This window comes from Paenibacillus wenxiniae (assembly GCF_039822605.1).
In the GTDB taxonomy this organism is placed as follows: domain Bacteria; phylum Bacillota; class Bacilli; order Paenibacillales; family Paenibacillaceae; genus Saccharibacillus; species Saccharibacillus wenxiniae.
The window spans coordinates 217,012-243,710 of record NZ_JBCGUH010000007.1 but is presented as its reverse complement, the minus strand read 5'-3'; the positions used below and the strand labels follow the sequence as shown (position 1 = coordinate 243,710).

Genomic DNA, 26,699 nt, shown 5'->3' with positions numbered 1-26,699 from the left:
GGATGTATCCCAACAGAGATGAGTTCCTGTTGTAATCATGGAGGTGAACCTGATTTCTATTTCAGCAATCATTACTGAGATTGAAACCGCCGCAGCAACTGGCCAACTGACAGACATAGAACGTTTCATTAACATGCTGGATGTATCGGATCAGCTAGAGCTACATAGTCATTTGAGCATGAACACGTTGCAAATAATCAAAAACCATCGACACGAACTGACGATCAGCGATGCCGTCAAAGAGCACATGCTATGGTATTACCTCAGCCAGCAGGAATGGTCAGACGATGTGCTAGCAGAAACGATAGCGATTTACATAGAGTCATCATTTATCGCGATGGAAAGTATCGTTATCGTTGCGCTGAAACAAAATCGAGTGACAGAGCAGCAGGTACAGCGTATTCGACAGGCGTTTGCTAGCAAAGAAGTAACCAGGCAGATCGAGCAGTGGAGAGAACGCTTCACTTGATGAAGCACTTGATAAAGTAAGATTCCGTTTGCATAAAGAAGGTGTATGAAAACAGCTATCGGATGGTGCAGTATGCTGTTATGTGGATTCGTTACTGCTTATGACAACGGTAATTCGCAGACTCCAGCTTCTAATCTATCTGTTACTGTGGATAGAATGAGTCCGTATAGTTCAGAGACAACATTAACTCCAGTTGCAACCGAACCATTCCATCCTATGCAGGCGGATGAGCCGAATCATAATCAATTAGTACCAGAAAGAAGCGTGGTGATACCGACACACTGCTTCTTTCGCCGCCCGGATTTTGTATGATCGCAGTATAATTGCCAAATGCGCCTACATATTCAACGTCTATAATACTTCGGTGCTCCTGTTGTCGTGCAAGGTAAAGCCATACACTTGTGTAGGCGACTTTCTTTTGCAAATAGGAACTTTGTGATACGATCCCTATCAGGATAAGGATGATGAATACGAACCGAATTGCTTTTCTTTTCATAGGGTGCTCTCCATATAGGTAGTATGTAAGTTTATAGCTCCATTTGTGTTAGCGATTTCTTAACCCGGAGTTCAATAAAAAGTGATGTTGCACAGTAACATATTTTACAGCTAAAGTATACAAATATAGCTTATCTGCGAACAACTATTGCGGATATCACAATTCTTCATAACGGCAAAATCGCAGCAAACACAACAGTAACACATGAAACGAATAGTATAACAAAAATAGCATTACTGCTCTACAATATCCCCTATAAAAACAGTAACGAATAACCTTCAAATTAGCTATAATGGGAAATAAAACAAAGAAGGTGACTTCAGATTACACACCACATTGCCCATAAAAAAGTAACCTGGCTCGAACTGTTCTACGATCTGATCTATGTGGCGGCAATCTCCATTACCGCGCATGTCCTCACCCATGCTCACCACGGCGCGATTGACGCGTCGATTATTTTGAAATACACACTGATTTTCGTACCGCTATGGTGGGCCTGGACGGGCTTTACCGTATATGTGAATCGTTTTGGCAAAGATGATACGGCGCAACGTATTAACTATTTTGTACAGATGGCATTTGTAATTGTGATGGCGGCGAGTATTAATGTCGATTTTGAAGCGTATTACCTGTATTTTATGATCGGCTATGTGGGGATTCGGCTGTCCACGGTATGGATGTATGCCCGTATATGGAAAAATGGAAAAAGTGAACCGAGGTCAATCGCGCGCTTTCTGACGTTGAGTTTTCTGGTCGGTGCGTTAATTAGCTTTAGCTCGGTGTTACTACCTGATGATTGGAAGTTTATTGCGCTGTATGCTGGGATTTTCCTTGATATTGTATTGCCGCTGATCGGTCGTCGCATTCTGGTCAGATTGCCTGTGCACCATCCGCATTTGTTGGAACGATATGGTCTGGTTACGATTATCCTGCTAGGTGAGATGATTCTCGTGATAGTCAACGGGCTGCGCGAGGAAACGGTTACGATAAGTACGGTCGTTGCTGCACTGATTGGCTTTGTGATGGCGGTCGCGATCTGGTGGCATTATTTTGAATCGTCTGAGCATACTGCTGAGGAAGAACAGAAAAATTCAGGTCAGCTCGTGATTTATGGGCATTTGTTTATGTATATGTCGCTTGGGATTATTGCGAGTGTTGTGCATTACGGATTTCATCATGATCTGAGTGTACGCAATTTTGGCTGGCTGGCATGGTCTGGGTTTGGATTGTACACGCTATCAGCAGCACTTGTGTTTCATCAACGTGCGAAGTCGAAGCGGCAGCGAGTGTTTGCTTTTTATATGCCGGCGGGATTGTTGGTTGTGGCTGCGGTGGTATTGTTGATGCTACCGACGGTGACGGCTGTGTATGCGGCGTTGGCTGGGTGTTTTGTGGTACAGGCGTTGCTCGTTGTGGTGGGGTTGAGAGGGAAGGGGCTGAGATAGAAGAGACGTATCCATCATTTAGGTTTGGCTAAGTGGTGGATATATCACTGCATCAAGTACATCATACAGCTCTAATCGTTTACGAGATTGTAGATATGTACTGATCTATGACATGCAGCAATACGTGTGAGAATATATTTGTAATCTGTGTTTGAAAGGAGAATCAAGCCCATGAAGCTAGCTGATCAGCAGCTACTATTCCAGCTCTTTCATGATGGAACTATAACTAAAATTAAAAAAGAAGAAAATGATTATACATTCTCCGTGGATATTGTTTACCTGGCAGCAAGAGTACATCCTCAATTTCGTTACTTTCAGATCCGGCTCGTAGGAACAACCGATTTTTATTTTGAAGATAGTGATTTTAAGCATGTTATTAAAGGGTTTAATGAAATTCAGCGATTGGAATTTGAAGTATTCAGCGTAGAATCGAAAGCAGATCACTTGAAAATATTTTGCAGTTCGGACGAAGGTGATCTCGGTTTTTTCGTTATTAAAACAGATCATATTATTGTGTACGATCAAGAGAGTCGTATATTGGAATTGGTTGAGATGGAAAGAATAGCTAGGGAGTATTGGAAAGATTTTGAGAAACGAGTGGGGCATTGAAAATAGATTGTAGAGAATATGGAGAAGATGGGCACATTAATCGGGGCAAATGCAAGATGTAATAAGTTGAAGAAGCTTTGTATACATACTCGCTTATTTAATCAAGGAGGATTACATGACTAAGAAAACATATCTAGTTAATGTAGCCTATCTTATTGATCTTACGGAAGAAGAGTATCAAGAGATTGGCGATAAACTTATAGGTTCAGTAGAAAATGAACTGGCATTGAATAAAAATCATAAACTAGAATGGGAAAGTAGTTCTACCATTTTATTAGATCCGGTAACAATGAATTGCGGTCGATGCTTCAATTGTAGTTGCTGGGTAACTGATCGAGAAAAACCGAATCCTATTGATGAACTGAATAATGGAGCAATTGTTGAAGGCAGATTGCTTTGTGACGAGTGTTTGCCTGAGAATCATCGCTGGGCGTTTTAATAAGATAGTCATAAATTCCGTTTATATCGAAATTTTATAGCACTAGATTAAATGAGTGTTTAAATAAATAACGAACGATGAGGATATTGAGTGAACGTTGACTTATTTTGATGAAAAAGGAGAAATCAAGCAGGCGAGCTTGGTATTGACCTAATAGATCAGTCATAGTTTAAAGTCTATATAAGATGTCGATTCAATTTCACTACATATATAAGGAGATTCCGTTATGAGACTTAAAGGAACTATGACTGAACAAACATACCGTAACGAGCTTCAACGTAGTTATGATTCTCTTTTTAAAACCGAATCAGGAAAAATGATGAGAATATGTATAGAACAAGCGGTTGGGCATTTCATTACCGCGTATATCCTACACTGGATACCCGAACAGGGTGCGGATTTTTTTACATTACTGGTAGATGGTCAAACGATTGTTCATATGGAGATTGAGTATGCACCATCTTCTAGTAGAGAAGAGAAAGCAAGTCCACAGCTAGTCGATTATACTAGCTATAAAATCCATGATTACACAAAAGGTTTAAGTAAAACTGATCAGATTAAGTTTGAAGTTGCCTTAGATATGTGCCATAGGGATATGAATCCATAGAAAGGAGAAAAATTATAAATAGATGAAAACATTAACCAATGCAGAAATCACTGTACAGCAATTTAAAAATTATATTAAAAGCGACTATAAGCATTTTATACACGTTGAAGTTCTGGACATAGGCGAGATGAAGCATGTATATTTAAGCAAAATTACGTTTGAAAATTGCGACTTTTTGCTTGATTTTACATAAACTTCGTTCATCGGAATGAAGTTTATGACCTGTAACTTGAAAACTTGTATTTTCAAAAGTACAGACTTACGTTGTTCTCAGTTTATGGATTGTGCTTTATGTTCCACTGATTTTAAAAATGTCAGAGTCGATCAAATCGTATTTGAGGGGAATTATTTTCATGCCTGTTTATTAGATCATACAGATTTGTATAGAATGGTTAAGGCAGGACGGTAGAGCAAGGAAGGTCATAAAGCAATGAATAGATTAGAAGTTATCAATAGGAAGAGTATGTATGTACCCCATGCACATCCAACCATAATGATCGATGGGATGCCATTAGATGAACTACTGCAAAAACTTTATCCTGATCAATTGCTACATGGACTCATTCCTGTGATCGTTGATTGGATGCACATTGAGCAAGAAGCAAAGATTGTTGTTGAACGTTTTTATTCCAATCATTCTCAAGTCATACTACCTATTCTCATGTGTCCAGATGATTGTGATTTATCGTGTACCATTGTTGTAGCAGAAGTCATTCAGTCTAATGATAAAATAATTTGGAACCGTATAGGATATGATCGTAGTGAATGTAATCAAACTGCGAGCACGATCAATATTGGAACTACAGTGAATTGGTTTGATGGAATCGATCGTATGATATTTGATAAAGAAGCGTATTATACTAGCCTGAAATCGATATACACACTTGATCGAAATTGAATATGTTACAGTTAGTTGCTTGCAGATTATAGTTGGAAATATTGTAATGGTTAGGAGTATAAACATGGGGAATACAATATCATTATCCGGACAGCTTCAACATATAGTAAAACCCCTACACATGTCGAACGGAATGACCTCTGTCTTTTTAGAAGTTCTAGTTTTAAGCGGATCGATCCTAGCGCAAACAAATCGAGAAAAAGAGCTGGTTATCTGGTTGGCTCAACACGATCAAGCTATTTTGGGCATTGGCACCGTTGGTTTTGAGATTGATGAAATGGCTTGGACTGTAGATGATTTCGAAGCGGAAAAGCATTTCATGTTACGAATCATTTGCAGTGCAATAGAAGGTTTAGGATGGGAAAGATTGGACTATAAGCCGAATCAAGAGCAGGTTGCTAGTTGCTTAAAGACGTTTGCAGACATGATATCTGTGTTTGAGCAAAAGTATGTTCAGATGGATAATTATTTAGAATGGTCTAAAGTTGAAGAAAATGAACAATACCCAACGATTTCTGTAGGGTATCCACAGTGTGAAATACATGGTATTTATCTATTTTGCTTTGGTTGTATGATTTGCAATAGCTAATCGTATATCCTACGTGATTTTATTGTTTCTAAGCATCTAGATATAAGGAGACAAAGTTTATGTTCAAAGATACGTGGAATCCAACACCTGAAGAAATCAAAAGATGGGCATATAGTAAAGACAAAATTCCGGAACAGGATTGGGAATTGGCAGTATACAGCGATGATAATATATCGATGATTTGTAGCTTTGTAGATGATCCCAAATGTATGCCTAAGCATAGACGTTTTTTTCTAAGATGTTTATATGTTTATACTGGCGACATAGTCAGAGGACAGCATTCTGAAAGTATGGCTAGCCTTTTGGATTTGTTAAATCAACTGGAGCAAACCGCCCGTTCACAAGAGTTGCAAGCATGGATTACACGCTCGAAAGAGCTAATTGAATCCCCTGAAAATTATACGTATGCGTATTGGGGATTGAGCAGCAAATATGTATAATAAAACATAGCAAAATTATTGGAGGACACTACATATGATCAACATCCACAGACATACGATACAACTGCGTGACGTGCAGTTATTTTATCTGGATACACATACGGACGCACCTGTCATTCTTTGCTTGCATGGACGTTACGGACGTGCGGAGACGTGGTATGACTTTATGCAGCAATACGGTGAGCGATACCGCATTATTGCGCCGGAGCATCGTGGGCATGGGCTGAGCGATAAGCCGTTAGGGAGCTATACAGCGGAAGAGTTGGCTGACGATGCGCATCAATTGCTGGAGGCGCTTGGTCTAACGTCGGTGATTGTGATCGGGCATTCACTCGGTGGACAGGTGGCTGCTTATTTGACAGCAGCGCATCCCGAAAAGGTGATTTCGCTGGCGATTTTGGATAAAGCGGCGTTTGGGCCAGATGAACGGGTTTGGATTCCGGTGGAAGAATTACCAGATGCTGATCCAGTGACCGCCGATTGGCCGTTGCCTTTTATGAGCCGCGCTGCGGCAGAGCAGTATTTACGGGAGACGCAGGACACGGAGATTAGCTGCCAGTATTTTATGAAAAGTCTGGTGGAGACGGAAGAAGGGGTTACTTTTTTATTCAGCCGACAGGCAATGGCGGCAAACATATTGCACAATGTGAGCTGGTATCATATTTTGGAGCAGATTACTTGTTTGACGTTGATCGTTCGGGCGCATCATAGTGAATCATTACCGGATGAAGAGTGGGAGAAGATGAAGCGTTGTCTGTCCTGTGTGATGCCTTATGAAATGACGACCGAGGATCATAATGTGCATTTGAGTGAGCCGGAATTGTTTTATCGTTATGTGGACAATTTCTTGAAAGTTTCGTTTAATGCTTGATTGATAGAAATAATGGAGAGCGTCGATATTTCGGTTGGGGATATGGGCGCTTTTTTAATGATTGGTTATGTGGAGAGGGGATGATTGTGTTCGATCTGTAATATTATTTTAGCTATTTATACAGTAAGCAAAAGGTATATAGCAAGCGCAAAACAGCAAAATTAGTACAGATTGCAGGGTTGTCGAACGATAAAGCGAATCGGATAATGAAATAGCATCCTACCGATCGTATTTCAGAATAAGGAGAGTATACATATGGCTAAAAAAAGAAAGACATTACCGAAAAATTTTGCTGAACTTGTTCAGGCTGGCGATTTGAATATGCTAGAAGAAGTATTCACCAGGAGTGACATCAATGCTTATGGTGGATATAGCAAAGAGCCGGCATTAAGTTTTTATGGAATGTCACCTGAATGGATTCGCTGGCTGGTTGAGCACGGGGCAGATATTGAAGCAAGAGATGAATACGGTAAAACGCCACTCCATAGTCATGCGCGAAGCTGGTGTGGACATGCGGAGTTACTAATTGAACTCGGTGCAGATACGGAAGCGGTCGACAGAAATTTAGAAACGCCATTATTTATGGCTGCCACGTCATTTCATCCGAACACGGTGCGTATGCTTGTCGCTAGAGGTGTAGGGGTGAATGTGCAAAATAAGTCGGGCCAAACACCACTGCAAGCCGCTTTATTTCGCTGTTCTAACATTGATATTCAGAAAATGGTTCCAATTGCAGAGACATTATTGGAAGCTGGAGCGATCCGAACACCGGATATGAAGGAATCTGTAGAGCGAATCGGTCAGAATTTTGAGTTTCATCGTGCAGGTTTTAATAAAGATGCGGTAGACGAGACCGATGCCGCTTTGCAACGTCTCTATGAAATCTTCGAAGTTGCACCTATAGCGAAACGCCAGATGCATGATGGAGTATCGCCCATCACCGTATCAGCGGCAACATGGCAGGAGCAACATGACGAGCTATGGGGCTTGCTCGTTCCATCTCAAGGAGCTGCACAAACGGTACAGGGTGAAGTCATTCGGGTAACGGGCAAAATCTCATATGAGATCATGAACAATGGCGGTGGAAACTGGGATCAGGATTTCCGCAAAATGGTGAAGGCATGTCTGCATTATGTAAGCCTGGGTGTACCGCTTGAGCCTGGCTTGCTGGATGAGGCAGCCATGTTAGCCAAACAGCTTCAGCACGGAAATGATGATGAAGCTCCGGCACGATTGTGCGAATTGGCTGTGAAATGGGTACTAGCGAATCCCGTGCCAATGGTATTGGAAAAGCCGGATTATCGGCGATAACGAAACGAGGGATAGTGTTGAACAGGGAATGGATTGATCTGAACATGTACCATGATCTTGATGCAGTCATAGAGTTATTATCTGATTGTATGTATGCCGACCAGGCAACTGTCCTCCGAGAAATTGAAAATTATCAAATGACTACATCAAGGCAATGGTATGGTAAATGCCATGCAGGGGAATGCATCGGATTGATCGGAGTAGAACATCTTTCTGAATGCGTGACAGAACTTAAGCATATATCTGTTCGATCTGATTACAGAAGATTGGGAATTGGACGTAATATGATAATGACATATGTAAGAGATCACAACATACAGACTCTAATTGCAGAAACAGATAAAGATGCTGTACATTTTTATAAAAAAGTTGGGTTCGATATTGTAAGTTTGGGTGAGAAGTATGCAGGAGTTGAACGGTTTCAATGTACATTGCATGTAGCGCTGGTTAATGACTTAAAAAGTATCTATCCTAATTGCCCTGTTACAGAGCGGATGGTCATAATAGATGGACTGAACAGAGAAGAGTTGATGAAGCAACTACAACAATCTTCCATTCATTTAAATGCCTACGCTGAAATGCTGCTCGCCGATGAGCGATTTATGATCTCGTCTACTCGCTATAGCTTACATACAGTAGAGCTTACAGCTCGCAATCTAGGCTTTCCAGATGGAGCGACAACGGAACAGATGTTTACAAAAGCCCAGCAGCTTGGTTTGAAACTATGCCCGCTTGAACTGGCACCTTATTTGAGAATGCAGTATATCGATCAGCCGGAAGATATGGAAGGAGAAGTGCGGCACAATCAAGCACCGTCTGGTTCTGTCACCGTAGCATCAGAACCGATCAGTGAAGAGGATACGTTCCCAAAAGGCTTTTATTTACGGCATATGCACGGCGAGCTGTGGTTACGTGGCTATTGTGCAGATGATTTGCATAGCTGGAATGCAAATGATCGATTCATTTTTGTGAAGTGAGACGGCAGCTATAACCGAGGATGGAGCACTAGTACATTGATCAGATTAAATATTATATGGGATCATATGCTGGCATGTTTATAGATTTGGATTGCAATCGGATGTAAAGTTAGCATGAATCTCGGTCAATGTACTGAAGTATGTATTTAAACTTGTTTTACAGGCAGTTCGTTGTCATTTGTTTTTATTAGAAAATTGTTATACATGCAGTTCTACTCGTTTGAAACTGGATTATTTTGATCGATAACATAATGAGGTTGACGGTTTGAAGACACCGCCTAGTTTGTTTATGGGCAGCGTTGGAGTAGACATAGTTAATTGGTTTATCGTTTTTGTATATGCATATCCTTTTATTCATATCCGTTCATGTATATCTGTTCGTATACACCTACTCATATACAGATAAACACATACAGATAAACACATACAGGTAAACACAAAAACACCATCATCCCTATACAAGATCAGCATATAAACGATGCGCTTGTCTCGTATAGGGGTGATGGTGTGGAATTAAAACAGAAAGCTTCGATCTTTGCATTTACCACTTGTTTGACTGGTGAGCGAATAGTCAGCGAATCTACTCAAGTGAAGTCTCATACAAGCTGAATGACGATGCTTACTGTAGCAAAGTATAGTTGAATATCAGCATAAACCCGTCGTTCTCATTTACACTGATACACACTTTCGCTTCCATAAATTCATGATCTGGTCATCCAGCCTACAGCCAGCATTATAAAGACGCTTGTGGAGTTGTTGCAGTCTGCGCCATTCGAATCTCAGGCAGTTCCTGCTTCGTGCGCGCAACATGACCGATGCGCGAAGCGAGTTTGCGGAATGGGCCAAAGCTGGCGATGCGGATAAAGGTTTGCATCGTGCCTACGCCCACTTTCGTTTGCGGGTAAAAGAGATCGGGTGTGCCAGGTGGTAAGCTTTGTGCTTTATCGACCATCGGACGCATCCACTGTTCATATTGATCGAGACCATTTGAAATGCTCGCCGACTCATTGGAATCTTGTTGAGACAAAAACGCCGCCAGCACATAGCCGCCAATCAATGCTAGAGAAGAGCCGCCACCGCCGATCGGTGTAACGCACCATGCTGCATCACCGGTCACGCATACGCTGCCTTCCGAATACGTGGACATTTTAATTTGTGTTAAATAATCAAAATACACATCCTTCGATGTTGCAAAGCCTTCAATGACACGTTTGTCCTGCCAGCCTGCACCAGCGAAAATGACCTTCAGTTCTGCAAGTGCCTGTTCATGGGGAAGAGACGCCAGATTATGCTTATCATCTTTAAAAGCAAGCATCGCTCGAATCGTGCCTTGATTATCCGGGCGAAGGGAGATTTGACGACCACCTGTTGCCGTATACCAGCGCCACCAGCGATCATCTCCTGTTTCTCGTTCGATCGTTCCGTACGCAATATTTAGACCTAACTCATTGCGTGATACACGGTCTCCAAATACTTGATCTCGTGTGCGAGAACGAATACCTTCCGCGATAATAAGTAAATCATACGTTTCGGTTTGACCGGAGTGGAGCTGAACGTCCACATGATCTGCATGATTCGATACCTGTTCGATCCAATCACCATAGCGAATATGAACATGCGGTGGAAGTGCCTCAATTACAACACGTGCCAGATCTCCGCGCAGAATCTCCAGCTCAGCCGTCATCCCGTCTGAACCTTCTACCGGAAAAGCACCGACAACCTGCCCTTTTTCATTGACAAATGCGGTTCCTTCCTCGGTCGTGGTTTGCTGGCGAACCTGATCTTCCAGCCCCATCTTTTGTAAAACTTCGCGTGCAATGCCCCGTACATCGACATTTTGTCCTCCATCTCGGAATGCACGGGCACGCTCGATCATCGTAACTTCCCAGCCTGCTTTACTTAACCAGAAAGCTGTGCTGAGTCCGGCAATGCTTGCACCTGAAATGAGTGCTTTGTGAACGTTCATGCTGTTGCTCCTCTCAGCACATCATTGTGCTTCTATAAATGATATCCATGAAAATAAGGTGAAACGTTATCATTGGCGGTGAGTCGTTGTTAGTCAGGGTTGATAATGTATGATCTTTAACTAGGGATGATTACAATTACCCGATGCAACCAAGTCGAAGCATTAATGCACGAGTATACGAAGTGATAGAGTGGATTTATGTATTTTACTTGTTTGGTAAATAGAGTAAAGTTGTAGATGAAAAGCGAGGCTTATTTGTACTATCGTTATCCGCTGTTCGTATGTTCATGGTGTAGGGATGAGGATTGCGGCTTTATCTCCGTCTTTGTGGAACGTAAACATAATCTAGTAACATGGCAGGATTTTAGAATCGAACCGGGTAATCGTTCCCTTCCACTGGGTCCGTTTACGTTTGAATGGGAAGAGTATGAGCGTGAATTACGGAGTGCATAGGATGAGAGCATAATAAGTACGTAGTACAGGTAAGCCATATAAGTAAGTGATATAAGCCTAACTCATTTGGTATGAAATAATGCTCGATTGCTATGCAGTTTATAGATTGATATGGAAAAGGAGATTATTATGATCAGAGTTAACGTAGTCTATTCCTTCATTACCGATGCAACACAATCTAAAGTATTAGCCGTGCGCAATATAGATCCTGCCGGTGATCGCTGGTCTTTGCCAGGTGGCGCGGTGGAAGATAATGAGTCTTTAGAACAAGCAGCCATTCGAGAGGCCAAAGAAGAAACCGGGCTGGATATTCGGGTTCATGGAATTGTAGCGATCCAGGAACGTGTCTTTTTAGAAAAGCAGGAGCATATGTTGTTTATGACATTCAAAGGTGAAATTGTCGGTGGTCAGCAAGAACGGGTTAGAGCAGATGAGATTGCCGAAATCGCCTGGTTGGATATCGAGCAGGCCGAGCGGTTGATGCCTTATTATGAGGATGGGTTAAGGGGATTTATAGCTGGAAAGGAGATAACGTATGATAATCAAGGTCGAAATTAAGGAGTGAGTAGATGGATTCGCCAGAAGAGTGGATCAAACATCGCAAGCAATTATAAATTGGTATGCAGCTCGTCAGGGCAGCAGTATGAATCGTTAGGATAACCTCTTTACATAAGTAGCTAGCCAAGTCAACGATAGCTCATGTCAACCTAATCGCAGAGGAGAATGGAATGGACGAATTAAAAGAGTTTCGGCGATTTTTACGATTTATGTTCTTATTGATGCCGACGATTTTGACGACGATGGTATTGATTGCATTTTTTCCCTATACAGGCTTAGGGAGAATTATAACGGTTCCGTTTACATTTTTGGTGAATATCATTATCGTTGGCATAGCGATGTTGATCACGTATCGTAAAAAGTGGTTTGTGATTACCAAAGTGAGTTTGACCATCATCATTACAACTTTCCTTACGATCTATATGTATCCACAAGAGTCTGGCCCATCGGTCGTTTGGCAAGTACGGCAAGCAACGCAAGCGATTAAACATATCGACAGTTTGGATCGAACGTACCTTCACTATGATTACGAGCACGAAGCAGAGTATGTCGTGGCATTGTACAAATTTAGAAATGAGATACCGATGGACGGTACATATCAGCTGTATGATAGAGATGAGCAGACGGTAAGCATGTATGACTACGCTATTCACAATATGAACGACATTCCTAAAAAGTTGAAAGGCTACCATAAGCTCATATGGATTCATATGATGATGTTTACGTGAAGAGGAACGAAGAATGTAAACGATAGTGCACTATAGCAAGCTACATCAGAGCATGCCATTTCTTATCGGACGGAATAAATAGTAGATCATACTAAATGACTCAAAAGCAAAACAGTGCCTTTTCGCCATTCCTTTATGTGCAAGGATATACGCGAAAAGGCACTGCTCATTTCAAAATAAGTTCATTCCCATTCCATATCTGCTAATCGATACATCTTATCTAGCTGCGTCCGTTACACCTGTTCTTCCCATAGCTTGGCCTGGTATTCCTTCACCTGTTTTTCAGAGGCTTCCGGATAGACGTTGCGGAATGGATGATGCTTGGCATCGATAATTTCGACCATTTTCTCAATCATATCGTGTGGATCAAATTGCTGGGCAAGCATTTGCTCGCCTTTTAGCAAATCCGCACGTTTGGTGAAATTGGTCTTTTCGTCATACCATTTTTCCTTCTCGGCAAACATCATATCGTTAAATCCGGTTTTGAAAGGACCCGGATTGATCGTAGCGACCTGTACGTTAAATTCCGCCAGCTCTTCCTTGAGTGCTTGTGCGATTGCTTCAACCGCATGCTTGGATGCGCAGTAAGGACCGAGATACGGCGTGACGCTCAGACCGGCGATGGAGCTAATAAAGATGATTTTGCCTTTTTTCTTCGACACCATCTGTTTGGCAACGAGCTGTACTAGCTCCAACGAACTGAATACATTCGTTTCAAAAATCTGGCGCAGATTCTCTACTGGCAATTCTGCTAGCGGCCCGCCCTGTCCGATCGCAGCATTGGCAACAAAGATATCGATATTGTATTTATCCACCTGAGCGCGATCAAGTGGATTGTTCACATCCAGCTTGAACACATCGATAGTTAAGCCCTCTTTTTTGGCATAGTCTTGCAATGGTGGAACCTGGGAGATCGTTTCAACGGTAGCAATAACGTGATGTCCTTTTTGTGCAAGTCCAATGGCAGCGCCTTTTCCGAGTCCGGTCCCTGCACCTGTGATGAAAATGGTCTTTTTCCCTAGCATGTCGTCATCCTCCTGTTCGTTGATCATTCTCATTCCTGCTCGTAGTGCATTTACCCGGAGGGGAAGGCGGTTAATCATGGGAGGAGGGGACATATTCGTAAAGGCACAGATCGGCTGAGCTATTTGGACAGGCGGATATCCAGCATATCTGACTCATTTTCCAATAATTCGATTTCTTCACCAGCTTGCTGCCGCATTTTAATATTTGCTGTTCCCCATGCGCACATGACTTCTACAATTTGAATGGCGGTGACACCGTATGGAGTCAGGCTATATTCGACGCGTGGCGGCATTTGTTCGTAGACTTTTCGTTCCACCAGACCATCGCGTTCTAGCTCACGCAGCTGCTGAATGAGTACCTTTTGTGAAATACCTGTAATGCTGCGTTCCAATTGACCGGTTCGTTTGACTCCGGTCATGAGTAGACAGACAATTAGCGCTTTCCACTTGCCGCCAATAATTTCGAGTGTAGCTTCAATGCCCAGATTATATTGTTTCATGATTTCATTCCTCTTCATTTCAGTTTGCCCATATAGATTGTATAGATATATGCATGCCGATGTCTGGAAAAAATAGATCTAACTTTATGGATAGACAGTTGAATGTCTGTTCATTCCACATAATACCATCACCTTAAACCTTTATTCTGGCACAGATGATGATTAACGTCCAGTACATACCTTCAGGTAAGTATCTTACTTCATTGTGTGTATTTTCATCCTGAACGGATGGTAGCATAATGGGAATATTCCGAAACGCAGGAAGACGCAGGATGAAGACAACTTAGCATCCATACAAAGAGACGGAGAAGGAGCATAAAATATGAGAAAAACACTGGTTATACTGGCACATCCGAATTTGGAGGCATCGCGCGTCAATCGCCGCTGGCGGCAGGAGTTAGTATTGCATCCGCAAGAGATCACTTTGCATGAATTATATAAAGAATATCCTGATTGGCAGATCGACGTAGCCCGTGAGCAGCAACTGCTGGAGCAATACGACCATATTATTTTACAATTCCCACTGTACTGGTACAGTTACCCACCACTGCTGAAAAAATGGCTGGATGAAGTGTTCGCTTACGGCTGGGCTTACGGATCGGCTGGAGATCGTTTGAAAGGCAAATATTTCAGCGTCGCCCTATCCATCGGCAATCACGAAATTAACTATTTGCCGGGTGGGTCTGTTCAGTTTACGGTAGAGCAAATTCTTGCTCCATTTAAAGCAAGTTTGCATCATGTCGGTGCGATTGAGCTGCCGTACTTTGCCTTTTTCGGTGCTTCATTTCAGGCAACGGATGAGCAGGTGGAGCAGAGTGCGGGGGAGTATGTAAGGTATATTTTGCAGAACGCTTATGCAGTTGAATAGAAATAAGCGTACAAACGCTCCGATACCTTGCGCACCGTATCCCATCTACGAGCATTCCCTGCCGTATACATGCTTCAAATGTTTTTGGTACGACGATGGGGTGTTCGTCGGTGACAGGGAAGCCTGCCTTTTTCCAAGGATGGATTACGTAAATGAATCATGAGCAAGGGTGTCCCTTATTAGGATCACGATAAAGATTGAGCTGCAAAGCTGACAGCTGAGATGTGAGGTAGAATGATAAAGCGTTTGGCAGAAATGAAGTGAACAGCATTACTATTCCGTATGTGGATAGTAGTGCTGTTTGTTTTATAACCATTTATCCCAAAAAATGTTACATTGAAAGTGTTCGTGATTCATTGATTTATATATAAAAACAAACCTAAAATGAGAACGCATGAGGAAAGAGGTGTGAGACTAACATGCTAGCATGATGAGCGCTAACGATTCTAACAAATAAAAGTGAGGAATAGTAATGAAATCATTCAAACCGCTAATGAAATCCTCCTCTATGCTGGCTTTGACTGTAGGTGTGTCATTGTCGCTATCTGCTTCTACTTCATCGACTGCTTTTGCGGAAAGCGCTGCAAGCGGTATACAGTCGAATACAAGCAGCATACAGGGCACGCCGATCACGATTCCCGAACCACCACAGCCGGGCGATCCTGTTCCGAATCTATCTTATTATGTTCTTGCTAGCTTTAATGCTGAATCGACGCCCCGTTCGACGATCAGTTTTGGTGCAGAAGGCATTACAGATGTTCAATTCACAGTATTTCCATTTCGGGGGCAAAATAAACAAATCGTCGTGTTCAGTCTGGAAGCCGAAACAGAGCACGGCTGGGAATCGGCATATGTCGCTACCTTCCAACCAAGTTCCAAAGTGCAAAAGCAAGCGATGAAATTACCTCGAAATGATTACAAGAAATTCCGTATTTTCATTTCAAGTAATAATCCGAACTATGCTGTGTTGGGCTATAAACAGTGGAGTAGCTGAGTAAGAGATGGCATGGGATGCACACTCAGTTGATACAATATGCAGATGAAGAGACAAACCGAATAACGACAAAACGAACAATAAGAAAATAGATAATGAGACAATGAATAATGGAGGGATTGGTCATGATATACGATCAATCCCTTTTTGCTGTATTGTGATTCGTTTGTACTTTTGGAATAGCGTACTTCCTATCTGGATTTCAGTACATGGATACAAAAAGGATAAACAGTCCGTCTTATATATAGACTGTTCAAACGCTTTGACTAAAGGAGATCATCATGTCAAAACAACGCAAGCTTCTTTTCACCGCAGCTACCATCTATACACTTTTGATTTTGTATCTTATGTTTTTTGCTTTCGGGCGGGGCGATTCCGAATCCGATCAGTATACGTTTATTTTTTTACCTGATAACTTTTTGAAATTGCCGAATCCTTGGGAACTGTTGCATCCGACGGTAATGGATGTAGTCAGTCTGGGGAATATGGCGGCATTCATCCCTTTTGGCATATTCATTCCATTGTTATATCGAACGACATTTGTGCGATTCATTGTAGGGTTTCTGGTATCCATCCTTTTGCTGGAAACGATACAAGCTTTGACTCTACGCGGAAGCTTTGATATAGACGATGTGTTAAAAAATGCATCTGGCACAGTAATTGGTTTCGCAGCTTACCGCATGGGAAATCGTGCCAAAAACATTTGGCAAAGTGTAGTGTCTATAGGTATTTCGATTGTCATTCTATTGATCATGACATGGGGAGTTGGTGCTGGCATTGATAAAGTCCTCGCTACATCTCCGGGACCATTTGTGGCTTTGAACGATTGGAAAACCAGCAGTGGAGTCGCATCGAAAACGGGAGAATTGCTGCCTTTTCAAGTAGACGGTCAAGAAGTAACGCCTCAATTTAACCTATACGATGCGAATAACAAGAAATCAGAGACATATAGCCACAAATTAGATGGCAAAGTTGCTTATCTTTATTTGCAATACGGCATTCCCGATCAAAGCGACTTTCAAGGAAGCATTAGCTTATCCGTAAATGTGCGAAAAATCTTAACCAACTCCCAAAAATATCAAGGGCATGGACCGGAGGTATTTGAGTGGCATTTTGAAGAGGGCACAGCCAACGAGATCACGATTAAGATAGAAGGAAACGAGAAAGCATGGGATGTTGGGTATCGGGAGATGAAGCATTTTTGGGAATGAGGTTAGACGGAATGGAAAAGAAGCGGCTCTAAGCGTTGGTTTTGGCCTGGAGTCGCTCTTTTTTTGATTTAAGAGAGTATAGTTTGATTGATCACTTTTTAAGATCAAAGGGATGGAAGAAAATAGGGATACTATATCAAGTAAATGAGGTAATAGCGAGAATAGATGATGCGAAGAAAAAAATAAGAAGTCCGTATCAAATATGGACTTCTCTAGTGCTAACTAGTTTATTTTTCCTCACCCGTCGCAATCGGATTTTCCTCATAGCTGATCCAATCACTCCAACTTCCCGGATACAGCTTCACATTCTCATACCCAATCTGCTTCAGACCAACCACATTCGGACAAGCTGAAACCCCAGACCCACAATACAAGATAATCTCCGCATCCTTATCTAACCCAGTAAAATGCTCTTCCAGCTGCTCCGCAGACTTCAAAGTTCCTGTCTCCGTGAGCACATCCTGCCAGAAGAAATTCACTGCCCCTGGAATATGTCCCGTTATATATTCTTTATTTTGGAATTTATGATAAAATAAAGGTTGTATATTCATATACTGGCTCACGTTTAAATCAATACGCATATAAGTTAAATTATTAGCACATATTCTTATGCAAGGTTTATAGTCAAATTCATTAAAAATAATGATAGAGGTGATGTAATGCATGAAAAACAGTACAAGTAAGAAACAATTTGCATTAGGATTGATTATTTTAATAATAATAGGCTTTTTAGTGTATTTTCTTTTTAAAGGATTATTTTTTGTTTTTAGTTCTATTCCTAAAGAAGTTGCTGCCCCCTTGATAGCTGCTTCGGCTACAATCATGGTTTCGGTTTTATCCATAGTTATAGCTAAGTATTATGAGAATAAACGGACAATTGAGTTAGAGCATAGAAATAAAAAAATTCCGATATATGAGGAATTTGTTGAGTTTTTATTTAAACTTTTGATGCATGAAAAAATTGAAGGAAAACCTATGGAGGAGCAAGAAGTTTTAAAGTTTATGAGTGTATTTACTCAAAAGCTACTTGTATGGGGTTCCGATGAAGTTATAGATCGCTGGTCAAATTATAGAAGTATGTTTATAAACGGCAAAGATATAGATGCCAATAAAGTAATGTTTCAAATGGAGGAGCTGTTAATTGCTATTAGAAAAGATACCGGACATAAAACTAAGGATTACAAAAAAGGAGATATTTTAAAGCTATTTATCAATGATGTTGAGAAATATATTTGATTTTCAAGAGAATTTATACAATTTTTTTGGATTGATATCTTATGAATATTAATTGAAAAATGTTGAAGAAAACTGCTACTTTATATAAATTCCTTCGAGTAGAAAGTATTGAAAAGCCATTAAATTATTAATAAAGGAGATTGAGCATAATTGACTAGATACGAAGAATATTTAAAAGATTCACTTTATAAAATTAGCACTTTGCTTAATGACAGTAATAGTCGGCCAATCCTTTTTGTTGGAGCAGGAATATCAAGAAGATATATCAAGTCGCCTAATTGGATTGGACTTCTTGAATATCTTATTGAAGCAAACTCAAATAAAAAATATCCGATTGGATATTATACTCAAGAAAGAATGGATAATTTGCCACAAGTAGGTTCTTTAATTGCGACTGAATATTATGATTACGCGTGGGAGAAACATTCAGAGAGTCTTTTTCCAAAAGAGTTATATAGTTTTACTCATTCTAGGAGTATTTTTTTGAAGCATCGTATTTCTGAGCATTTAATCTCACTGATAAATGATTTCTTTATAGAAAATCATCCATACAACGATGAGTTAGAAGCGCTAGCTCAAATCACGCCACACGTTGTAATAACCACCAATTATGATTTACTTATGGAGCATATTTTTCCCAACCACAGTCCCATTATTGGGCAACAAGTAATCAGAGCTAGAGAGTCCACCAACTACGGTCATTTATTAAAAATACACGGTTGCGTTTCGCAACCTTCTGAAATTGTAATATCAAACGAAGACTACAGTATATTCATGGAGAAGCAGAAATACCTAATTGCTAAATTGCTGACTTATTTTATGGAATATCCAATAATATTTTTAGGCTATGCTCTTGCAGATGAGAATATTAAGTCTATTCTTTCTGATGTTTCTGAAATTATTAAATCTGATGATGATGAGCCAGTAAGCAATATTTGGTTTATAGAATGGCAAGAAAACGATATATCAAGTGATGCAAAGCCTTCAACTGATAAAGTTGTTGATTTAGGAAATGGTAAAACAATAAGAATAAATTATCTTCTTGTCAACTCTTTTACAGAGTTGTTTAAAAGTTTACAACAAGATATAAATAAGGAGCCTGTAAACATTATCAGAGAATTAGAAAATAATGTTTATAATATTGTTAAGAGTAAAACATTTACTAATTTAGCAGTAGATAGAATTGATTTTAAGGCAATTACCGATATCAATACTTTGGCTAAACATTTGGGTTTTGAAGCTATTCAAGACATGAAAAATACCGAAAAAGTAAATGTAGCAGGTTTGGGGAATTTGACTAATCCAGAACAATTACTTTTACAATATCCTTATTCTTTAAATGATGTTGCAATTAATATGGGTTTGGACAGATGGCAATATTTAAATCCAATTATAAAAACGATTGAAAAAGAAACAGGTTATAAGATCAAACAAGAGACTAACCGATATCATGTAGATAGGGAGCAGGGTAGCGGGAGAGCTGCAAACCATCGTTATTCGCAAGAAGCTATTGAGCTGTTCACAAAAGTTTTAGAGAACAAAAGTTATGAAATTTACGATATTTTAGGTAACCTAATAGCTTCGACTCAAAAAGAAATTGAAGGTCATATTGAAATTTATTAATATGTATAGCTTTTTTTAGTGAAATCTACTCTAAAATTTCTGAAATTTGAAAGGAGTGTTTAAAATAAACAATAAAGGAATCTCACTAGTTCAAAATTATTGTTATATGTTTAAACAAGATCAGCTTAAGCAATTGAAGAAACAGTATGTGGATAAAGACAATTTTCACATTTATATGATCGGTAAGAGACCTCTTATGATGTTTAATGCGTCTTCCTATAATATTTCAGATTCGATTTTCAAAGGACAGATTTTGGTTGCCAGCGATATCAAATTTAAAAGCATAAATATCCAGATTCCTATGGGTGAAGCAATAATTAAAGTTAGTTTTTCTATGAATAATCAATACATTTTGATTGAAGATTCTACAGGAGGAATTTTTCAAGGTCATGCTGCACTAATACTGCAAGATTTTTTTGCTGAATCTGGGATGGATGCAGATATCTTAGATATTGAAGTACTGTATATTGGTCGATCTTACGGTTCACAAGAAATTCCTACTCGCAATGTTTTTGATCGCTTGCAGCACCATGAAACTGTACAAAAAATTTATAGTGAAAGTAGTTGGAATACTGATATTTGGTTGACAGCTTGGAAATTTAGTCCCAATTCAATTGCTTACTTTGATCCCAATGAACCGAATGATGGTATAAGAAATTATATTCATGATTTTGTTGAATCTAAAAAAAATAATACTGAGTTCCTGCGATTTTCTAAAATGCAAAATATTATCGTTGCAGAAGCGACTTTAATTAATTATTTTAAGCCGATTTATAATACTCAACTCAAAGATAAACTTTCTCCTTTAGTTTCTAAATACAATGAATTTTATGAACTAGACCTTGATTATATAATGTTAGAATTAGATACAAGCGCTTTAGGCTTTAGTCTTTGGAGTCAAGAAGTCAGGGTCAATAAAGAACATGTGATTAAATATGTTTTTGATTCTAAAAAAGATTTTGAAGATTTATTTCTTGAGTAGACTGAATTTTGACTTTAGAATTAATAAAAATGTTCTAATTGTTCTTACTTTATTACTCTTTTAAGTGTTCTAATGCAATAATAAATTGAAAATGCTTGATTATGCGAGAACTACACTTGTTCAATAAGCTGCTAAATTCTTGTTTTAACATTGATTGTTATTGACTTCAAATGAATTGGAATATTTACAATCACTAAGTTTAGTTACTAGCACATTATATTTTAAAGTTAGTAGCATAATAAAAAGCCCGCAAAGGAACGGACTTTTAACTGATAACTTTATTCTATCTTTAAAATCGATCTAATGTATGCCGCATTAGGTTCAGATAATTTTCTCTCTAGCATCACAAGGTATTCCTCTGGATACTTTACTAAAAGGGAGACTTCGTCGTAACTAATAGAAAGAACCAGAACAGCATTATCCTCCATGAATAAAATTTCAAATACCCATACTATATCTTCTAGCTTTACTGTGCAATTATATTCATTAATAGTTTTTGAAAGTTGGATTAATGATAAAAATGTTAGTTTAACTACCTCTAAACGATCACTATAAGTACTCTCAATTTCAATTTTAAAGTATGACTCACCTTCAACTTTATAAAGTAGATCATTAATCCTAACTGAATCACTTAGTTCAAATTTTGTAATTTTTGTTTCAAATTTTTCATAATAAGCATTAATGTCTATCATAGTCGTTTCAGGAACATATCTTGATTCCTCAATATACTCTGGAAATTTTATTTGTAATATATCAAGGCATAGATTTGTAACTGTTTTTACAAATATCCTTAAACTGTAAATTTCGGAAATTACAATATCTAACTCTTTTAATGAAATTGTTTTGGTCTTATTATTGCTATAAGCGATTTCAATCGTTTCATTTTTACATTCATAAGATGAATGTGCTGCTATATTTCTCCATTGATTTATCGATATATCTTTCAATTTATGTGAATCAATGTTTTTAAAATATTCAAATGGAAGTAGTAATAGCATTTGTATAGTGTCGTTTAAAGCTATATCTTTTTTTACATTTTCGACATTTGATACTTGAAAAGCAGCATATAATAAATATGCTTCACGTTTTAACATGTGTTCTGATATTTGATGGATCATAGAAAATCTATATGAAGTTTTTTTTCTAAATGATAAATTTTCGTCTTTAAGGAGCTTTGCTTTAGAATGGTACTCCCAGAAATGATATAATGCTTCATCTCGCTTTTTAAATGAAATTCTTACTAAATCATTCATGACTTCTGTATTTGAATCGTGAGTATCAACAATAAACTCAACAGTTTCTAACAATGAGTCAAGTATTAGTTCCCCTTTGTCTGCTTGCAAACAAAATAGTATTCTAAGCAATTGATATTGATGAAACGATCCTCTCATATCAATTTTGTAAACTGATTCAAAGTAATCTAATATAGTTTTTGTTATCGCTTTTGATAAATCGGTTACTTCTTTTGGGAAATCATAATCGTCTAATTGCTCGTTCATGTTCTGCCTCCTAATTTGTGTAAATATTTAGTTAGAATGAATTTTAGAGCAAATTCTTTGGGATTATTTCTTGAATATTTATGAATTATTGCATGTACATGATTTTAGTTTGATAAATATTTTATATAGGATATAAATGGATTATACATACCTTAATTCCCTAAATACTCTAGCACAATTGTACTGATGCTGGAGTAAACATATATATTGTGTCTAGTATGCTATGTATATAAATTAATTACTAGGGCACAAGTATGGCGATCTCACAACTTAGTGCTGTATTTGTTGCTTCGTTATTGAACTAATGTAAAAAAATCCTACATTTAATTTATAATTGTTTATTTCTAAGATCATTACAATAATTTAAGAAGCCCCTTTTAGAAAAAGGGGCTTCTTAAATTATTAATCCTTTATTTTTCCTCACCCGTCGCAATCACATGCTCCTCATAACTCACCCAATCACTCCAGCTTCCCGGATACAACTTCACATTCTCAAACCCAATCTGCGTCAACGCCACCACATTCGGACATGCCGACACACCAGACCCGCAATACACAATAATCTCCGCATTACGATCTAGTCCAGCAAAATGTTCCTCCAGCTGCTCCACCGACTTCAAACTTCCAGCCTCGGTCAACACATCCTGCCAGAAGAAATTCACCGCACCGGGAATATGTCCGGCTTTTTTGTCCATCGTTTCTTCCAATCCCAGATAGCGACTATGCGCGCGTGAGTCGATTAGCACGGTGGGAGAAGGGGAAGTTGAAGGGGACGAAGATGATGAAGAGACGGAAGGTACAGACGAATGAGCATCATCAGCCACTGCGCCCCTACCTGCACCAGTCAAGCGATCTGACACCTTCCTTACATCATCCACATCCACCACCATCTGCTGCTGTGTACGTGCTTCAAACGTCTTGGGCACCACAATCGGCTGCTCATCGGTCACTGGGAAGCCTGCCTGTTTCCAGGCGCTAAAATCCTGTTCCAATATGTACACCTGTGTATGTCCCATATACGTTAGCATCCACCACAGTCTTGCTGCGTACATGCCTTTATTATCGTCATAGATCACGATCCGATCGTCCTGACTGATGCCGGCGCGACCGAATGTTTTGGCGATCTGCTCAGGTTCAGGTAAAGGGTGACGTCCACCGTGGGTGCTAATTGGGGAAGACAGGTCTTCTTCCAGATCGAGGTAGATGGCACGCGGGATATGAGATTCGTTATATTTTTGGCGACCGGCCTGTGGGTTGTCTAGCCAGAAACGGCAATCGGCAACGATGAGATCGGGTTCATACAGGCGAGCGAGTAGCCATTTGATTGATACGGTGTTTTGCATAGGATGAAGCTCCTTTCGGTATGTAAAATAGAATGGTGAAATGCAGCAAATGGATCAGCACAGTTACAGTGAAGAGCATAAACAAAATAAAGAATATTAAGAGCATTAACGTCATTAAGAGCATTAAGAGCATTAAGAGCATTAAGAGCATTAAGAGCATTAAGAGCATTAAGAGCATTAAGAGCATTAAGAGCATTAAGAGCATTAAGAGCATTAAGAGCATTAAGAGCGTTAAGAGCATTAACAGCATTAACAGCATATTGTGTTTGCAGCTTGTGGTGAGCGTGAACAAAGCCAGATTCGTAAGATGGGCGAGCCAAAGGAGCATATGCTTGCAGCTATCACTAAGAAAATACAGAAGATAAGAATATGAAAAGTATGAAGAATACAAAGCTTCATACAAAGCCCCCATACATTTACCTTATCTTACACCTGAATTGTCCCAATAATCCAGACAGGAAGTATGAGAAAGTACGACGAATAGCAATTGCCTTCTGAAAATCGTTCTCTGTTCCGTTGTGATTCGCAATATCCTCTATTACAATAAATGCAAAGTGGTTATATTGGCATGGTTTCTCAAAGCGAGATCTGTCTAGCACAGGCTACAGGTACTATGGGCAGAGAGTGACGTGATTAAACCTTGCTATATTTCCAGACGTAACTTCGATCTGTACTATTCGACATGTACTCAATACGTAGTATTTTGCTAAAACCGTTTACATGTGAAACTCATTTAACCTGCTCTAACGCACAGACACCTGTGATAACAAATGTGTAGGCAATTCCTTTACATATCCACCATTCTAATGCAGTTTGATGTAGATGCAGCAACATCCGCAGCCATCATGATCGACGAATTGTACATCTATGTTCCAAAACGAGGAGGTAACGGCGATGAATACGAAACGTTATGAGAAGCTAAAATTAGCAGATATCCAACACAAACTGCCTGCCGATAGTTTGATCGCTGATTGGTTGGAACGGCGGCCGGATGAATATCGTGAGGAATGGGTGCTATATTGCGCTGGTGATTTGGAGCTGGATGTGCTCAATCTGGACAATCCTCTACATGACGACTGGTCAGCCGCAGAGGATACGGATGAAGCGCGCGAGAATGAGACCATTTTGCTCGTGCTGGTCGAAGGGCATTTGAAAGTGAATCGACTGATTGCGAATGATGAAACGGATGGAGCAACTGGACTGATCGTACTTGGCGATATGTCTGCTCCTTACATCTTGCTGGGTGGACAGGAAGTGTATGTGACCGGTAATCTGCGCGCTGAGCATTTGCTCTGGGGTGATTATAATCATGGTCTGCTCATCGTGCGTGGTGAGCTGTCAGGTGGGCTGCTTTTACAAACGGATCAGTATTCGGTAGAGGCGCGTGGTGAGCAGCATATGCAGCTGCACTGGGAAGGAATGGAGTCTCCTGACGCGTGGGCAGGTAGGGATCGTTTTGATGCGTTTGATACAGAATGTGTGATCGATGATGACGAACCGTTCTTATGGCGTAAGCAGATGATACGGATGATTTTGAAGGGGAAGCCTGTTTTACGGCATGAGTATTTGCGCCCTTTCGTCGTATCGGAAATTCCTTTTTTATTTGAAAATCCCGAGATTAATCCGGTTAATATTCGCCGAGCGACTGCGGCTTCTCTACTCTGTATGCGTCATCCGGAAGATACGGCGCCCTGTTATGAATTTTGGATGGATGGGGTGTTTATACGCGCGGTTGCTTACGGGCAGGAGAAGGAGGAAGGCTGCTTCCAGGGCATTTATATTCAAAATGACGATCGTCATGCGCTGCTGATTCGCAGTGAGCCAGTAGAGCAACCGCGTGATATTTTGCCTGGCGTTCTATCTGGTGACTCTACCTATCTCTGGCAAGTATCGATCAAATTTCGTTATCTGGAAGGCAATGATACGGAATGGCATACGCTGAATCGTCATGCCCCGCAAACATTTGTGCAGTTATGTCAGACAGGCTGGCGTGGGCTTTTGCATGCGGCATCTCATTATGAGTATGCACGTATGATGATTGCACCTAAAGAAATCCGCGAGTTGCTGGCATTGCCCATTGCGCAGCCGTATGATGATTTTTACGATGATGAACATCAAGGATTGTGGCTGGGCGATTTGTTTATCGCGTTCAGACAGCAGGGAGCCTTATTCCACGGTGAACCGCAAATGCCACTTATTCGGATCGGGCGCGAATATGAGGATGAGCAGGGCGATACGCTGCATGAAAATTATTTTTATTCAATCTCGGTGCATGCGGATGGGACAGAGAGTGTGCTGATTGGTTATAAGGCGGACGAGGATAATGATACACGTATACAGGTGAGTTATACAGGCGATGTGCAGCTACACTATGCGTTACCGCTGTTTCAAAAGGCGGTTCAGTTGTTGCATCGATATAATTCTTATTTGCTGACAGGTGAAGCACCGGAAGGCGCAGAGGAATTTGCATTGGATTATTGGCGTCAACGGGGCTGGCTTGATAATATTTCTTCGGGTAGTTACTAGAACGTGTCTTCAAACTTGTTTTATATAGGTAGTTCG

Annotated in this window: 27 protein-coding genes and 2 pseudogenes; 22 read left to right on the top strand and 7 right to left on the bottom strand. The window is 40.1% G+C overall.

The window, feature by feature from the left end:
- The first annotated feature begins 37 nt into the window (after positions 1-37).
- A complete protein-coding gene (locus AAHF22_RS14740; RefSeq protein ID WP_347325781.1) occupies positions 38-469 on the top strand; it encodes a hypothetical protein in 432 nt (143 codons plus the stop codon).
- 214 nt (positions 470-683) lie between these two features.
- Here AAHF22_RS14740 and AAHF22_RS14735 read toward each other — a convergent pair whose 3' ends face one another.
- Positions 684-965: a hypothetical protein gene (locus tag AAHF22_RS14735; RefSeq protein WP_347325780.1), complete on the bottom strand. Its 282-nt coding sequence runs from the start codon at positions 963-965 to the stop codon at positions 684-686.
- A gap of 323 nt (positions 966-1,288) precedes the next feature.
- Here AAHF22_RS14735 and AAHF22_RS14730 point away from each other — a divergent pair, with 323 nt between their 5' ends.
- From AAHF22_RS14730 to AAHF22_RS23895, 11 genes and pseudogenes are all read left to right on the top strand, one after another.
- Positions 1,289-2,410 (top strand): low temperature requirement protein A, encoded by a 1,122-nt coding sequence (locus tag AAHF22_RS14730; RefSeq protein WP_347325862.1) that lies wholly within the window; start codon positions 1,289-1,291, stop codon positions 2,408-2,410.
- 171 nt (positions 2,411-2,581) lie between these two features.
- Positions 2,582-3,019: a hypothetical protein gene (locus AAHF22_RS14725; RefSeq protein WP_347325779.1), complete on the top strand. Its 438-nt coding sequence runs from the start codon at positions 2,582-2,584 to the stop codon at positions 3,017-3,019.
- A 115-nt stretch (positions 3,020-3,134) separates the two neighbouring features.
- On the top strand, positions 3,135-3,458 hold the full coding sequence (locus AAHF22_RS14720; RefSeq protein ID WP_347325778.1) for a hypothetical protein: 324 nt from the start codon (positions 3,135-3,137) through the stop codon (positions 3,456-3,458).
- A 226-nt stretch (positions 3,459-3,684) separates the two neighbouring features.
- The gene (locus AAHF22_RS14715) at positions 3,685-4,065 is read left to right on the top strand and encodes a hypothetical protein (RefSeq protein ID WP_347325777.1); all 381 of its coding nucleotides are present in this window, start codon (positions 3,685-3,687) and stop codon (positions 4,063-4,065) included.
- A gap of 430 nt (positions 4,066-4,495) precedes the next feature.
- Positions 4,496-4,963, top strand: a complete 468-nt coding sequence (locus AAHF22_RS14710) for a hypothetical protein (protein WP_347325776.1) — start codon at positions 4,496-4,498, stop codon at positions 4,961-4,963.
- Positions 4,964-5,027: 64 nt separating this feature from the next.
- The gene (locus AAHF22_RS14705; protein ID WP_347325775.1) at positions 5,028-5,552 is read left to right on the top strand and encodes a hypothetical protein; all 525 of its coding nucleotides are present in this window, start codon (positions 5,028-5,030) and stop codon (positions 5,550-5,552) included.
- Between the two features lie 59 nt (positions 5,553-5,611).
- The gene (locus AAHF22_RS14700; protein WP_347325774.1) at positions 5,612-5,992 is read left to right on the top strand and encodes a hypothetical protein; all 381 of its coding nucleotides are present in this window, start codon (positions 5,612-5,614) and stop codon (positions 5,990-5,992) included.
- A 34-nt stretch (positions 5,993-6,026) separates the two neighbouring features.
- Complete coding sequence (locus tag AAHF22_RS14695) at positions 6,027-6,863, top strand: alpha/beta fold hydrolase (protein WP_347325773.1); 837 nt, start codon at positions 6,027-6,029, stop codon at positions 6,861-6,863.
- Positions 6,864-7,118: 255 nt separating this feature from the next.
- Positions 7,119-8,174: an ankyrin repeat domain-containing protein gene (locus AAHF22_RS14690; RefSeq protein ID WP_347325772.1), complete on the top strand. Its 1,056-nt coding sequence runs from the start codon at positions 7,119-7,121 to the stop codon at positions 8,172-8,174.
- Positions 8,117-8,551, top strand: a pseudogene (locus AAHF22_RS23900) (GNAT family N-acetyltransferase); the annotation flags it as partial. The gene AAHF22_RS14690 and the pseudogene AAHF22_RS23900, both read left to right, overlap by 58 nt.
- A 117-nt stretch (positions 8,552-8,668) precedes the next feature.
- On the top strand, positions 8,669-9,151 hold the full coding sequence (locus AAHF22_RS23895) for a helicase (RefSeq protein WP_371834075.1): 483 nt from the start codon (positions 8,669-8,671) through the stop codon (positions 9,149-9,151).
- Positions 9,152-9,884: 733 nt separating this feature from the next.
- Here AAHF22_RS23895 and AAHF22_RS14680 read toward each other — a convergent pair.
- A complete protein-coding gene (locus tag AAHF22_RS14680) occupies positions 9,885-11,117 on the bottom strand; it encodes an FAD-dependent monooxygenase (RefSeq protein ID WP_347325770.1) in 1,233 nt (410 codons plus the stop codon).
- 237 nt (positions 11,118-11,354) lie between these two features.
- Between AAHF22_RS14680 and AAHF22_RS14675 the strand changes: the two genes are divergently transcribed.
- The 3 genes from AAHF22_RS14675 (at position 11,355) to AAHF22_RS14665 (ending at position 12,856) form a co-directional block, all read left to right on the top strand.
- Positions 11,355-11,570: a hypothetical protein gene (locus AAHF22_RS14675; RefSeq protein ID WP_347325769.1), complete on the top strand. Its 216-nt coding sequence runs from the start codon at positions 11,355-11,357 to the stop codon at positions 11,568-11,570.
- A gap of 129 nt (positions 11,571-11,699) precedes the next feature.
- On the top strand, positions 11,700-12,128 hold the full coding sequence (locus tag AAHF22_RS14670; protein ID WP_347325768.1) for an NUDIX hydrolase: 429 nt from the start codon (positions 11,700-11,702) through the stop codon (positions 12,126-12,128).
- A gap of 170 nt (positions 12,129-12,298) precedes the next feature.
- A complete protein-coding gene (locus AAHF22_RS14665) occupies positions 12,299-12,856 on the top strand; it encodes a hypothetical protein (protein WP_347325767.1) in 558 nt (185 codons plus the stop codon).
- A 233-nt stretch (positions 12,857-13,089) separates the two neighbouring features.
- Here AAHF22_RS14665 and AAHF22_RS14660 read toward each other — a convergent pair whose 3' ends face one another.
- Entirely contained in the window at positions 13,090-13,881 is a 792-nt protein-coding gene (locus tag AAHF22_RS14660; RefSeq protein ID WP_347325766.1) for an SDR family oxidoreductase, read from the bottom strand.
- Between the two features lie 119 nt (positions 13,882-14,000).
- On the bottom strand, positions 14,001-14,381 hold the full coding sequence (locus AAHF22_RS14655; RefSeq protein ID WP_347325765.1) for a winged helix-turn-helix transcriptional regulator: 381 nt from the start codon (positions 14,379-14,381) through the stop codon (positions 14,001-14,003).
- Positions 14,382-14,703: 322 nt separating this feature from the next.
- On the opposite strand from AAHF22_RS14655, the gene AAHF22_RS14650 reads away from it, so the two are divergent.
- The 3 genes from AAHF22_RS14650 to AAHF22_RS14640 all read left to right on the top strand — a co-directional run bounded on the left by AAHF22_RS14650 (position 14,704) and on the right by AAHF22_RS14640 (position 17,454).
- Entirely contained in the window at positions 14,704-15,249 is a 546-nt protein-coding gene (locus AAHF22_RS14650; RefSeq protein WP_347325764.1) for an NAD(P)H-dependent oxidoreductase, read from the top strand.
- 472 nt (positions 15,250-15,721) lie between these two features.
- Complete coding sequence (locus tag AAHF22_RS14645; protein WP_347325763.1) at positions 15,722-16,243, top strand: hypothetical protein; 522 nt, start codon at positions 15,722-15,724, stop codon at positions 16,241-16,243.
- Between the two features lie 281 nt (positions 16,244-16,524).
- The gene (locus AAHF22_RS14640; protein ID WP_347325762.1) at positions 16,525-17,454 is read left to right on the top strand and encodes a VanZ family protein; all 930 of its coding nucleotides are present in this window, start codon (positions 16,525-16,527) and stop codon (positions 17,452-17,454) included.
- A 227-nt stretch (positions 17,455-17,681) separates the two neighbouring features.
- On the opposite strand, the pseudogene AAHF22_RS14635 reads toward AAHF22_RS14640, so the two are convergent.
- Positions 17,682-17,954, bottom strand: a pseudogene (locus AAHF22_RS14635) (sulfurtransferase); the annotation flags it as partial.
- Between the two features lie 163 nt (positions 17,955-18,117).
- On the opposite strand from AAHF22_RS14635, the gene AAHF22_RS14630 reads away from it, so the two are divergent.
- From AAHF22_RS14630 to AAHF22_RS14620, 3 genes are all read left to right on the top strand, one after another.
- Entirely contained in the window at positions 18,118-18,690 is a 573-nt protein-coding gene (locus AAHF22_RS14630) for a hypothetical protein (protein WP_347325760.1), read from the top strand.
- A 150-nt stretch (positions 18,691-18,840) separates the two neighbouring features.
- Entirely contained in the window at positions 18,841-20,313 is a 1,473-nt protein-coding gene (locus AAHF22_RS14625) for an SIR2 family NAD-dependent protein deacylase (RefSeq protein ID WP_347325759.1), read from the top strand.
- Between the two features lie 196 nt (positions 20,314-20,509).
- Complete coding sequence (locus AAHF22_RS14620) at positions 20,510-21,295, top strand: hypothetical protein (RefSeq protein ID WP_347325758.1); 786 nt, start codon at positions 20,510-20,512, stop codon at positions 21,293-21,295.
- A gap of 278 nt (positions 21,296-21,573) precedes the next feature.
- Here AAHF22_RS14620 and AAHF22_RS14615 read toward each other — a convergent pair whose 3' ends face one another.
- Together AAHF22_RS14615 and AAHF22_RS14610 are read right to left on the bottom strand one after the other, a co-directional pair.
- Positions 21,574-22,794 carry a hypothetical protein gene (locus AAHF22_RS14615; protein WP_347325757.1) on the bottom strand — a complete coding sequence of 407 codons (1,221 nt, stop codon included), beginning with the start codon at positions 22,792-22,794 and terminating at the stop codon, positions 21,574-21,576.
- 410 nt (positions 22,795-23,204) lie between these two features.
- On the bottom strand, positions 23,205-24,137 hold the full coding sequence (locus AAHF22_RS14610; protein ID WP_347325756.1) for a sulfurtransferase: 933 nt from the start codon (positions 24,135-24,137) through the stop codon (positions 23,205-23,207).
- Between the two features lie 894 nt (positions 24,138-25,031).
- Here AAHF22_RS14610 and AAHF22_RS14605 point away from each other — a divergent pair.
- Positions 25,032-26,663, top strand: a complete 1,632-nt coding sequence (locus AAHF22_RS14605) for a hypothetical protein (protein ID WP_347325755.1) — start codon at positions 25,032-25,034, stop codon at positions 26,661-26,663.
- The last annotated feature ends 36 nt before the right edge of the window (positions 26,664-26,699 follow it).

Bases quoted from the DNA above. Each gene is read 5' to 3' on its own strand.
- AAHF22_RS14740 (WP_347325781.1), top strand. From the start codon at position 38: ATGGAGGTGAACCTGATTTCTATTTCAGCAATCATTACTGAGATTGAA.
- AAHF22_RS14735 (WP_347325780.1), bottom strand. From the start codon at position 965: ATGAAAAGAAAAGCAATTCGGTTCGTATTCATCATCCTTATCCTGATA.
- AAHF22_RS14725 (WP_347325779.1), top strand. From the start codon at position 2,582: ATGAAGCTAGCTGATCAGCAGCTACTATTCCAGCTCTTTCATGATGGA.
- AAHF22_RS14720 (WP_347325778.1), top strand. From the start codon at position 3,135: ATGACTAAGAAAACATATCTAGTTAATGTAGCCTATCTTATTGATCTT.
- AAHF22_RS14715 (WP_347325777.1), top strand. From the start codon at position 3,685: ATGAGACTTAAAGGAACTATGACTGAACAAACATACCGTAACGAGCTT.
- AAHF22_RS14710 (WP_347325776.1), top strand. From the start codon at position 4,496: ATGAATAGATTAGAAGTTATCAATAGGAAGAGTATGTATGTACCCCAT.
- AAHF22_RS14705 (WP_347325775.1), top strand. From the start codon at position 5,028: ATGGGGAATACAATATCATTATCCGGACAGCTTCAACATATAGTAAAA.
- AAHF22_RS14700 (WP_347325774.1), top strand. From the start codon at position 5,612: ATGTTCAAAGATACGTGGAATCCAACACCTGAAGAAATCAAAAGATGG.
- AAHF22_RS14695 (WP_347325773.1), top strand. From the start codon at position 6,027: ATGATCAACATCCACAGACATACGATACAACTGCGTGACGTGCAGTTA.
- AAHF22_RS14690 (WP_347325772.1), top strand. From the start codon at position 7,119: ATGGCTAAAAAAAGAAAGACATTACCGAAAAATTTTGCTGAACTTGTT.
- AAHF22_RS23895 (WP_371834075.1), top strand. From the start codon at position 8,669: ATGGTCATAATAGATGGACTGAACAGAGAAGAGTTGATGAAGCAACTA.
- AAHF22_RS14680 (WP_347325770.1), bottom strand. From the start codon at position 11,117: ATGAACGTTCACAAAGCACTCATTTCAGGTGCAAGCATTGCCGGACTC.
- AAHF22_RS14675 (WP_347325769.1), top strand. From the start codon at position 11,355: ATGAAAAGCGAGGCTTATTTGTACTATCGTTATCCGCTGTTCGTATGT.
- AAHF22_RS14670 (WP_347325768.1), top strand. From the start codon at position 11,700: ATGATCAGAGTTAACGTAGTCTATTCCTTCATTACCGATGCAACACAA.
- AAHF22_RS14665 (WP_347325767.1), top strand. From the start codon at position 12,299: ATGGACGAATTAAAAGAGTTTCGGCGATTTTTACGATTTATGTTCTTA.
- AAHF22_RS14660 (WP_347325766.1), bottom strand. From the start codon at position 13,881: ATGCTAGGGAAAAAGACCATTTTCATCACAGGTGCAGGGACCGGACTC.
- AAHF22_RS14655 (WP_347325765.1), bottom strand. From the start codon at position 14,381: ATGAAACAATATAATCTGGGCATTGAAGCTACACTCGAAATTATTGGC.
- AAHF22_RS14650 (WP_347325764.1), top strand. From the start codon at position 14,704: ATGAGAAAAACACTGGTTATACTGGCACATCCGAATTTGGAGGCATCG.
- AAHF22_RS14645 (WP_347325763.1), top strand. From the start codon at position 15,722: ATGAAATCATTCAAACCGCTAATGAAATCCTCCTCTATGCTGGCTTTG.
- AAHF22_RS14640 (WP_347325762.1), top strand. From the start codon at position 16,525: ATGTCAAAACAACGCAAGCTTCTTTTCACCGCAGCTACCATCTATACA.
- AAHF22_RS14630 (WP_347325760.1), top strand. From the start codon at position 18,118: ATGAAAAACAGTACAAGTAAGAAACAATTTGCATTAGGATTGATTATT.
- AAHF22_RS14620 (WP_347325758.1), top strand. From the start codon at position 20,510: ATGATGTTTAATGCGTCTTCCTATAATATTTCAGATTCGATTTTCAAA.
- AAHF22_RS14615 (WP_347325757.1), bottom strand. From the start codon at position 22,794: ATGAACGAGCAATTAGACGATTATGATTTCCCAAAAGAAGTAACCGAT.
- AAHF22_RS14610 (WP_347325756.1), bottom strand. From the start codon at position 24,137: ATGCAAAACACCGTATCAATCAAATGGCTACTCGCTCGCCTGTATGAA.
- AAHF22_RS14605 (WP_347325755.1), top strand. From the start codon at position 25,032: ATGAATACGAAACGTTATGAGAAGCTAAAATTAGCAGATATCCAACAC.